Origin of the sequence: Methyloglobulus sp. (genome assembly GCF_046714055.1) — a bacterium.
In the GTDB taxonomy this organism is placed as follows: Bacteria; Pseudomonadota; Gammaproteobacteria; order Methylococcales; family Methylomonadaceae; genus Methyloglobulus.
Genome location: NZ_JBKKBJ010000101.1, coordinates 1 through 9808, shown reverse-complemented (window position 1 = coordinate 9808; position 9808 = coordinate 1). Strand labels below are relative to the sequence as shown.

General features: G+C 46.9%; 9 protein-coding genes. 7 read left to right on the top strand and 2 right to left on the bottom strand.

Going from position 1 to position 9808, the window contains the following annotated elements:
- The first annotated feature begins 199 nt into the window (after positions 1–199).
- The gene (infA, locus tag ACLQ6D_RS06365) at positions 200–418 is read left to right on the top strand and encodes a translation initiation factor IF-1 (RefSeq protein ID WP_023494599.1); all 219 of its coding nucleotides are present in this window, start codon (positions 200–202) and stop codon (positions 416–418) included.
- Positions 419–455: 37 nt separating this feature from the next.
- Here the strand turns inward: infA and clpA are convergent, their stop codons facing one another.
- Both clpA and clpS read right to left on the bottom strand, forming a co-directional pair.
- On the bottom strand, positions 456–2726 hold the full coding sequence (clpA, locus tag ACLQ6D_RS06360) for an ATP-dependent Clp protease ATP-binding subunit ClpA (RefSeq protein ID WP_411726450.1): 2271 nt from the start codon (positions 2724–2726) through the stop codon (positions 456–458).
- 12 nt (positions 2727–2738) lie between these two features.
- Positions 2739–3062, bottom strand: a complete 324-nt coding sequence (clpS, locus tag ACLQ6D_RS06355; RefSeq protein ID WP_411726449.1) for an ATP-dependent Clp protease adapter ClpS — start codon at positions 3060–3062, stop codon at positions 2739–2741.
- Between the two features lie 217 nt (positions 3063–3279).
- On the opposite strand from clpS, the gene ACLQ6D_RS06350 reads away from it, so the two are divergent.
- The 6 genes from ACLQ6D_RS06350 to ACLQ6D_RS06325 form a co-directional block, all read left to right on the top strand.
- Positions 3280–3741 (top strand): NUDIX hydrolase, encoded by a 462-nt coding sequence (locus ACLQ6D_RS06350; RefSeq protein ID WP_411726448.1) that lies wholly within the window; start codon positions 3280–3282, stop codon positions 3739–3741.
- Entirely contained in the window at positions 3734–4831 is a 1098-nt protein-coding gene (gene mnmA, locus ACLQ6D_RS06345; protein ID WP_411726447.1) for a tRNA 2-thiouridine(34) synthase MnmA, read from the top strand. Before ACLQ6D_RS06350 ends, mnmA begins: the two co-directional genes overlap by 8 nt.
- A gap of 19 nt (positions 4832–4850) precedes the next feature.
- Positions 4851–6224, top strand: a complete 1374-nt coding sequence (purB, locus tag ACLQ6D_RS06340; protein ID WP_411726446.1) for an adenylosuccinate lyase — start codon at positions 4851–4853, stop codon at positions 6222–6224.
- A 303-nt stretch (positions 6225–6527) separates the two neighbouring features.
- Positions 6528–8471 (top strand): ATP-dependent DNA helicase, encoded by a 1944-nt coding sequence (locus ACLQ6D_RS06335; RefSeq protein WP_411726445.1) that lies wholly within the window; start codon positions 6528–6530, stop codon positions 8469–8471.
- Positions 8468–9151 (top strand): tRNA (adenosine(37)-N6)-threonylcarbamoyltransferase complex dimerization subunit type 1 TsaB, encoded by a 684-nt coding sequence (tsaB, locus tag ACLQ6D_RS06330; RefSeq protein WP_411726444.1) that lies wholly within the window; start codon positions 8468–8470, stop codon positions 9149–9151. The genes ACLQ6D_RS06335 and tsaB overlap by 4 nt, the downstream gene beginning before the upstream one ends.
- A 230-nt stretch (positions 9152–9381) precedes the next feature.
- Positions 9382–9808, top strand: a 427-nt coding sequence (locus tag ACLQ6D_RS06325; protein WP_411726443.1) for a hypothetical protein, incomplete at its 3' end; no start/stop codon positions are given.

Sequence of the window (9808 nt, the reverse complement as noted above, 5' to 3'; positions counted from 1 at the left end):
TGCCCCCCGATAACGTGGCTTCAATGTTGGCTTTAAGGATTCTTCGAGCCAACGGCAATTGGGAAGGGTACTGGAATCAACCGCGTCAGGCCGCTTGAGTTTAAACCGCACTTTTAATCGCACCCGTTAATGGTTAGCGGGTTGCTATTGATGAATATGAATATGTTATAATGCCATTTTAATTTCCTAGGTAATTTTTATGGCTAAAGAAGACCAAATTGAGATGGAAGGGAAGGTGATTGATACCTTGCCTAATACCATGTTTCGGGTTCAACTGGAAAATGGGCACATCGTAACCGCCCACATTTCGGGGAAAATGCGTAAGCATTACATTCGAATACTTACGGGTGACAGCGTTAAAGTTGAAATGACGCCTTATGATTTAACTAAAGGCCGTATTTCGTTTCGTATGCGCTAAAGCTATCGTACACACGATCAAGTTAAAGTACTGCTACTCAGTTGTTTTCAGAAACTGTCAATTCCTTACTTTCAACCGCGAAACACAGTTCGTTGTTCTCCAAGTAAACGCGAACATTGCCGCCGTGCGCCAGTTTGCCAAATAACAAGTCATTTGCAAGCGGCTTCTTGATTTTTTCCTGAATAAGTCTCGCCATCGGCCTTGCACCCATTTTTGGGTCACAACCGTTTTCGGCCAGCCACAAACGAGCTTCTGTATCTAGCGATAAGGTCACCTCCTTGTCTGCAAGTAAGGCTTCCAATTCAAAGATAAATTTATCAACAACATGTCCGACTATGGATATGTCCAGTGGCTTGAACTGGATAATGGCATCCAGGCGGTTACGGAACTCAGGGGAAAAGCCTTTTTCGATTATTTTCAAGCTGTCTGTGGCATGATCCTGCTGCGTAAAGCCGATTGATGCTCGGCTGCTTTCTTCAGCACCCGCGTTAGTTGTCATTACCATAATAATGTTACGGAAGTCCGCCTTACGGCCATTAGTATCGGTTAGCGAGCCATGATCCATCACCTGCAACAAAAGGTTGAAGACATCCGGGTGGGCTTTTTCAATTTCATCCAGGAGTAGGACGGCGTGTGGATGTTTGCTTATTTGCTCGGTTAGCAAGCCGCCTTGATCGAATCCAACATACCCAGGTGGCGCACCGATCAGTCGGGATACCGTGTGGCGTTCCATGTATTCAGACATGTCAAAGCGGATCAGTTCGATACCTAATACCTTAGCTAACTGCCGGGTCACTTCGGTCTTGCCTACACCCGTAGGGCCTGAAAAAAGGAATGAACCGATAGTTTTTTGGGTTTCCCGAAGTCCGGCGCGAGATAATTTGATAGCTGTTGCCAAGGCCGAAATTGCCTCGTCCTGACCAAAAACCAACATTTTGAGATTCTTCTCCAAATTGCCAAGTTTATCAATGTCGTTCGTGGAAACCGATTTAGCGGGAACCCTGGCGATTTTTGAGACGATTTCCTCAATTTCGGCGGCTTCAATCAGCGATTTACGATTAGCTTCGGAAGCCATGCGTTGCTTGGCACCCGCTTCATCAATGACATCAATCGCCTTATCCGGCAAATGTCGGTCAGTGATGTAACGGTCAGATAATTCAGCCGCCAAGCGCAGCGCTTCGGCTGAGTATTTGACATCATGGTGCTCTTCAAAACGCGATTTCAGCCCTTTCAGGATCAAAACCGTGTCTTCAACAGAAGGTTCAAGGATGTCTATTTTCTGGAAACGCCTGGCTAAGGCATGGTCTTTCTCGAATACGCCACGATATTCCTGATAAGTGGTTGAGCCAATACAGCGCAATTGACCGGAAGCCAGCATCGGCTTGATCAAATTGGAGGCATCCATCGTCCCACCAGAAGCGGAACCGGCACCAATGATAGTATGGATCTCATCAATAAAGAGGATAGCTTCAGGCCGGCTTTTCAGTTGATTGATTAACGCTTTCAACCGCTTTTCAAAATCGCCACGGTATTTGGTGCCGGCTACCAGCGCTCCTAAATCGAGTGCATAAATGGTATTATCCATCAAGATTTCAGGGACATTTTCTTCCACTATTCGTTTTGCCAAGCCCTCTGCGATGGCGGTTTTGCCAACGCCAGCCTCGCCCACAAACAAAGGATTATTCTTACGTCGGCGGCAAAGCACTTGAATGGTTCTTTCAACCTCCAGTTCCCTGCCAATTAAGGGGTCAATCCTGCCTTTTACCGCTTCATCGTTCAGGTTTACAGTGTATTTTTCTAAAGGGCTACCCGCAGACTCTGCATCCGGGGCATTGGTGTCTGTTGGCTGATCTACACCAGTCGAATTGTCTTGGTCAAATTTGGAAATCCCGTGGGCAAGGTAATTTACCACATCCAGCCTTGAGACATCTTGTTTGTTCAATAGGTAGACCGCGTGAGAATCTTGTTCACTAAACAAGGCAACGAATAAATTTGCACCGGAAACTTCTTTCTTTTCAGAAGCCTGGACATGAAAAACCGCCCGTTGCAGAACCCGTTGAAAACCCAGCGTGGGTTGAGTGTCGCGTTGGACACCTTCGGGAATTAAAGAAATAGTTTCATCAATAAATTGCGTCAGTTGTCCGCGCAGTGATTTCATATCGCAGCTGCAAGCGACCATGACGGCACCTGCAGACGCATTGTCAAGTAAAGCCAGCAATAAATGCTCGACGGTGATAAATTCATGGCGCTTATCATGGGCATTTTTAAAGGCATTGTTTAATGTCACTTCTAGTTCTTTACTTAACATACATTCTCCAAACTACATTTCTTCCATTGAACACAACAAGGGATGCTGGTGTTCCCGCGAATATTCGTTGACGATGCACACTTTAGTCTCGCCAACATCTTTGGTAAATGTCCCACACACGCCCACGCCTTGGGTATGGATTTGCAGCATGACCCGTGTTGCAAGGTCTTCCGGCATACCAAAAAAGTGCATCAAAATGTCAATCACGAAAGCCATCGGCGTAAAATCGTCGTTCAACAAGATGACCTTATACAAGGGCGGTTTTTTCAGTTTTGGTTTGGCCGTTTGTACAGCCAAGCCGTGGTCATCATCTTTATATGGCTCGAATTCAGACATAGGAACCCGTCATTAAACGCATAATCACTAACATATTACCGATTTGGTGTATTTCAATCTAATTATAACAATAAAATACAAAGTACCATGAACGGGCAATAATACAATTGTGATATAAACCGATTTTTGGACATATTTACTAGGGTTAGTTCAAATCTTTGCATATCCGACGGGGTAAATCTTGTAAAATGCGCATTTACTTTTCTGGATAGTGTTAATGGTGTGGAAACCACACGTTACGGTCGCCGCAGTTATTGAGCGTGATGGGCGGTTTTTGCTGGTTGAGGAACACACCTCCAATGGCTTGCAGTTCAACCAGCCAGCCGGACATCTTGAGGAAAACGAGAGCCTGATAGCAGCCGTCAAGCGCGAAGTTTATGAAGAAACGGCTTGGCAATTTGAGCCTGAATATCTTGTCTCCATCCAGCTTTGGCGTAAAAAGCCCCGCGCCGCTAGCTTCCTGAGATGCTGTTTTGCCGGACTATGCCATAGCCATGATCCTAATCAACCATTGGACGAGGGCGTGGTCGCTACGCATTGGCTTAGCCGTGAGGAAATCAAGGAACAGCGACATCGTTTGCGTAGCCCTTTAGTGTCGATTTCTGTGGATGAATACCTAACCGGTCAGCGTTATCCATTGGAATTGCTCAAGTCTTTTCTCGATCTTGAATATGGCTAATAATATCATCGTCGGCATGTCAGGCGGTGTTGATTCTTCCGTCACTGCTTTGTTATTGCTGGAACAAGGGCATCGGGTGGCTGGGTTGTTCATGAAAAACTGGGAAGAAGATGATGGCACGAAACAATGCACCGCTATGGAAGATCTGGCTGATGCCCAACAAGTCTGTGACCGGCTGGGCATTGAATTAAAAACAGTCAATTTCGCCAGCGAGTATTGGGACGAAGTGTTTGAAGTTTTCCTGTCTGAATTCAAGGCTGGGCGTACGCCAAACCCTGATATCCTGTGCAATAAACACGTTAAATTTAAGGCTTTCCTGGATTACGCCATCCAGGATTTAGGTGCCGAAACCATAGCTACCGGGCATTACGCACGGGTGATCGAAAAAGACGGTGACTATTCTTTGTTAAAGGGGCTTGATGCAGACAAGGAACAAAGTTACTTCCTGTACACATTAGGCCAGCACGAGTTATCGCAGTCCTTATTTCCAATCGGGTACCTTCGTAAAACGGAAATCCGTAGTTTGGCGCAAAAAGCAGGGTTTGATAATTACCGGAAAAAAGACAGCACCGGTATTTGTTTTATTGGTGAACGCAAGTTTACTGAATTTTTGCAACGCTACCTGCCAACCCAGCCAGGAGAAATGCGTACCCCGGAAGGTGTTCAAATTGGCAGTCATCAAGGCTTAATGTACTACACCTTGGGACAACGTCAGGGCTTGGGGATAGGCGGAGTTAAAAACGCACCGGACGGCCCTTGGTACGTGCTTGATAAAGACCTGGACAACAATGTCCTTATCGTGGGGCAAGGACATGATCATCCCTTGATGCTACATAATACTTTGGAAGCCAGCCGCTTGGACTGGTGCAACAACAAACCGTTAACAGAAACCATCGAATGCACGGCGAAAACCCGTTATCGCCAAGAAGATCAAGCTTGCCGATTGACGCCGCTAGGCGATGACCGGTGCAGGGCTGTCTTTACCCAGCCGCAACGGGCCATCACGCCAGGCCAGTCGGTCGTTTTTTATCAAGGTGAAATCTGTCTCGGCGGCGGTATCATCGAATCCAAAGCAAACATTTTTACCTAACCCACCACCGGATAACGCCATGAGCCAAGCCACACTGACTGCACTTTCTCCCATTGATAGCCGTTATGCCAGTAAAGTTGAACAATTGCGGCCTATTTTTAGTGAATTTGGTTTGATTCGTTACCGCGTACAGGTTGAAGTGTGCTGGTTTCAGGCATTGGCAAATCATTCACATATTGCTGAGGTCAGCCCCTTTGGTGAGTCGGCGAAACGCATACTCGAAAGTATTGTTACTGATTTTTCAAAAGCCGATGCTGAGCGGGTTAAAGACATAGAAAAAACCACTAACCACGATGTCAAGGCGATTGAATATTTCCTGAAGGAAAAAATTGCCGGTATCGTTGAGTTAGAAAAAGTCAGTGAATTCATTCATTTTGCCTGTACCTCGGAAGACATCAATAACCTTTCTTATGGGCTGATGCTCAAGGAAGGCCGTGAGGTGATTGTTGCCCAAATGCAGGCTTGTATTGCAGCAATCAAGCAGTGTGCGATGGAGAATGCAGCCCAGCCTATGCTGTCCCGTACCCACGGGCAATCGGCAACACCTACGACGATGGGTAAGGAACTGGCTAATGTCGCTGCCCGACTACTGCGCCAGAAAGAGCAACTGGAAGCGGTGCAATTGCTGGGCAAAATCAATGGTGCTGTCGGTAATTATAATGCCCATTGCGTGGCTTATCCCGAAGTCGATTGGCCGGAATTTGCCCAGCACTTTGTCGAGTCCTTGGGCTTGCAGTTTAACCCATATACCACCCAGATTGAACCGCACGACTACATTGCTGAGTTTTTCCATACACTGTCCCGGTTCAACACCATTTTGCTGGATTTTGACCGCGATGTTTGGGGTTATATCTCCTTGGGCTATTTCAAGCAAAAAACCGTCGCAGGTGAGGTCGGTTCATCCACCATGCCTCATAAAGTCAATCCGATAGATTTTGAAAACTCCGAGGGTAATCTGGGTATTGCCAATGCGTTGTTTGCATTTTTGGCGGAAAAATTGCCGGTTTCCCGTTGGCAGCGTGACCTGACTGATTCAACTGTCCTCAGGAATATCGGCGTTGGCATAGCCCATACCAGCATTGCCATACAAGCGACTTTAAAAGGCATTTCAAAATTGCAGATTAACCCTGAAACTATTGAAGCCGACCTTAATGCCAACTGGGAAGTCCTGGCAGAGCCCATACAAACGGTGATGCGCCGATATGGCATCGAAAAGCCTTATGAGAAATTAAAGGAACTGACCCGAGGCCAACGTATCACACCTGAACAACTGCGGTTGTTCATTGAGAAACTGGAAATTCCAGATGAAGCAAAGACAGCCTTGCTAGAGCTTACGCCAAGAACTTATATTGGTTATGCGGAAGCACTGGCTAAACAAATTAATCGGGATTAAGCAATGTTTTTCAGCTATGGCGGTTGTAAGAAAACTCTGAACAAATTAATTCGCTCATGGTTCGTCAAGCTCGCTAGGTACGGAATCAACCCATTAACGTTCGTCCAGCCTGTACTTCAGTGATTGCCGAGAACACGAAGTTTTACCTTGTCTTTTCTTCGGGGACTTCGGGTTTGTTTGCCCCTGATCTACTTATCGCTTATCAGCTTGGAATCCGGTTAGAATACTCGCTTCTACCATTAATAGCCATCGCAGGATCTGCATGGGTCCAAATACCCTTTTCATCTGGGCAAAAGCCAATAAGTGACAGAATTCAGGTCTTTTTTTAGCGACAAAGGTGCATTAGCCAGTATTTTGGAAGGCTATCAACCTCGCGAAGCGCAAACTGAAATGGCGGAGGCTATCGCCAACGCGATTGATGAAAACCAAAACTTAATCGCCGAAGCCGGTACGGGTACGGGAAAGACCTTTGCCTATTTGGTTCCTGCTATTTTATCGGGTAAAAAAGTAGTCATTTCGACGGGCACCAAAAACTTGCAGGATCAGCTTTTCAACAAAGATTTGCCGATTATTCGCAAAACGCTAAAAGCGCCTTTTGTTGCCGCCTTGCTGAAAGGCAGGAGCAATTATTTATGTCGGTACCGGCTGCAAAATTCGCTGGAATCAACCTTCGGCTTTAATAAAGAAGAGGCAGCCGCCTTAACCAAGATCAAGTCCTGGAGCCAGCGCACCAAAGTTGGCGATATTTCGGAAATGACAGGACTTACCGAGAGCGATCCGGCTTGGTATTTGGCAACTTCCACAGTTGAGAATTGTCTGGGCCAGGATTGTCCCGAGTACAGCGAATGCTTTCTGGTCAAAGCCAGAAAAAAAGCCCAAGAGTGTGATTTGTTGGTGGTTAATCACCATTTGTTATGCGCGGACTGGTCTATCCGCGACAGCGGTTTTGGTGAACTGTTGCCCAGCGCTGAGGTTGTGATTGTCGATGAAGCGCACCAGTTGGCGGAAACCGCATCCAACTTTCTTGGCATCCATGTCGGCGGCAAGCAGCTTATTGATCTGGCTAAAGATTCCTTAATCGAATATTTCAAAGATGCAACCGACCTCCCCGAACTCAGGACAGCCTGTGAGGATCTCGAGCATGAAGTGAAAGACTTGCGCTTAGCGTTTGGGGTTGAGCTTAAGCGCGGCGATTGGAAGGACATCAAAAATAACCCTAAAATCCTGTCCAGCCTGAATGTCGTCAAGGAACAGCTACGACGCTTATGCGGGCAACTGAAACTGGCATCGGTCAAAACTAAAGAACTGGACTTGTGTTACAAACGGGCCGAGGACATATGCCTACAATTAGAAGACATTACTGATGATAATACCGGCAAATGGATACGCTGGTACGAGACGCACCGGAAAACCTTTACCTTAAGCCGCACACCTCTGGATATTGCCAAAGAATTTAAGGCGTTCATGCAGCAGCATAAGGCAACCTGGATTTTTACCTCGGCAACCTTGAGTGTGGCCGATAAGTTTGACCATTTTGCCAACAACTTAGGTCTGGGCGATATTCACAGTGAACAATGGGGGAGTCCTTTCGATTATCCCAGGCAATCCCTGTTTTATCATCCTAAAGGCTTACCAAAGCCGGATGATACCAACTTCATTCCGGCTATCGTCGAATTTGTCATACCGGTACTGGAAGCCAGCAGAGGCCGGGCGTTTTTTTTGTTTACCAGCCACCGGGCGCTCAAACTGGCCGCTGAATTACTGGAGCAACGGCTCGATTATCCTTTGCTGATCCAAGGCAGTAAGCCTAAAGCCCAGTTATTGGAGCAATTCAAGCGCTTGGGCAATGCGGTGTTGCTGGGTACGGCGAGCTTTTGGGAAGGTGTCGATGTCAGGGGCGAGGTTTTATCGTGCGTCATTATCGACAAACTGCCATTTTCATCGCCCGGCGATCCGGTACTAAAAGCACGATTGGATGCCATCGCCAAACACGGCGGCAACCCTTTTTTTGAATATCAACTGCCCACCGCCGTGATCGCCTTACGGCAAGGCGTAGGCCGCCTGATCCGTGATGAAACTGACCGTGGGGTCTTGATGGTATGCGATCCACGTTTATTAAAGCGTTCTTATGGGCAAGTATTTTTAGATAGTGTACCAGCGATGAAACGTACGCGCACTATTGATGATGTACGGGCATTTTTTCAGGCAGAACAGCCGATAGAGAACCCGATAGAGCATAAGCAATGAAATTACTGGCAGTCGAAACTGCTACAGAAGCCTGTTCAGCAGCCTTGATGATAGACGGGAAAATCACCGAACAATTCAGCCTGGCAGCTAAAGAACACACCAAACTGATATTGCCGATGATTGACTCGTTAATGTCCGAAGCGAGCCTCACGCCCGTTGATCTCGATGGTTTGGCTTTCGGTTGTGGCCCTGGCTCTTTTACGGGTGTACGCATTGCGACAGGTATCATACAAGGCATCGCCTTTGCGCTCGACCTGCCCGTGGTTCCTGTGTCTAATCTGGCGGCGCTGGCGCAAGATTTTTTCGACCATAACGACGAAAACCTTGCTTTCGTGGCGATGGATGCGCGTATGGATGAGATTTATTGGGGTGTTTATCAGCGGAATGCTGACGGTTATGCAGAGCTGGTAGGGAAAGAAGCGGTGATACCCGCCAGCGAAATCGAATTCCCCGATGTGTCTGGGGTGGGTATTGGTTCGGGCTGGAAGGTGTATCACCAGGAATTGTTGTCGCGCTTATCGCACCGCGTCATCCGTTATGAATCCGATAACCTGCCCAGGGCCAGGGCAGTCGCCCGTTTAGGTGTTGAAGGCTTCAAACAAGGCTTGGCGGTTGCCGTCGAACAGGCCATGCCGGTTTATTTACGGGATAAGGTGGCTAAGAAAGAGTCAGAGCGATGAAAATGGCTGGTGGCCTGGATGGAGCTTGCGGAATCCGGGATTTGTGGCACTGATGCCCCGTATTACGTTACACCCCATACGGGCTTGCTGATAGGACAGGCTGATGCGGTAGTCCATCGTTCGCGAATGTTGCGTCTCGTTCCTCGGCATATCCTCTTGCGTTATCATTAAAATAGTGTGTTGAATAATCGAGCTATAGGAATTAGCGTTCCAATATTCGGGTTAATGTAATGAGTGTAGAACTTGCTAGAAAACATTATCAAAACTCTTTATTTTCTTGGTTTTGTTTCGACTTTTGCTTGCCAATAATTTTTATTGTCGGTTTTTGGCCAGTAGCGTTTTTTTTGATTAAAACCCCCTACGCATTTGAAAAAGTATTTTGTACAGCAGACTTAATTCCGGTTGCTAGCTTGCTTATGCTATCCGCATCACGAGAAATTGACATTGAGAGTAGACTTAGTAGAATTATTCGAGACATGGATGTTTATAAGCAGTTAGGGGTGTTTGTTCCAATGTTGCTGCTCTTTGTATATACCGAGACCTTTGCACGGATAACAAAAACCCCGGCTGAATGGTGTGTGCCAATTTTTTCGAATGGGTATAGCCCCCTAATAGGCAATACTCGGCTGAAATACGCATTTAGTACGCCATTTTTCA

Coding starts and splice junctions, on each gene's coding strand:
- infA (WP_023494599.1), top strand. CDS start 200: ATGGCTAAAGAAGACCAAATTGAGATGGAAGGGAAGGTGATTGATACC.
- clpA (WP_411726450.1), bottom strand. CDS start 2,726: ATGTTAAGTAAAGAACTAGAAGTGACATTAAACAATGCCTTTAAAAAT.
- clpS (WP_411726449.1), bottom strand. CDS start 3,062: ATGTCTGAATTCGAGCCATATAAAGATGATGACCACGGCTTGGCTGTA.
- ACLQ6D_RS06350 (WP_411726448.1), top strand. CDS start 3,280: ATGGTGTGGAAACCACACGTTACGGTCGCCGCAGTTATTGAGCGTGAT.
- mnmA (WP_411726447.1), top strand. CDS start 3,734: ATGGCTAATAATATCATCGTCGGCATGTCAGGCGGTGTTGATTCTTCC.
- purB (WP_411726446.1), top strand. CDS start 4,851: ATGAGCCAAGCCACACTGACTGCACTTTCTCCCATTGATAGCCGTTAT.
- tsaB (WP_411726444.1), top strand. CDS start 8,468: ATGAAATTACTGGCAGTCGAAACTGCTACAGAAGCCTGTTCAGCAGCC.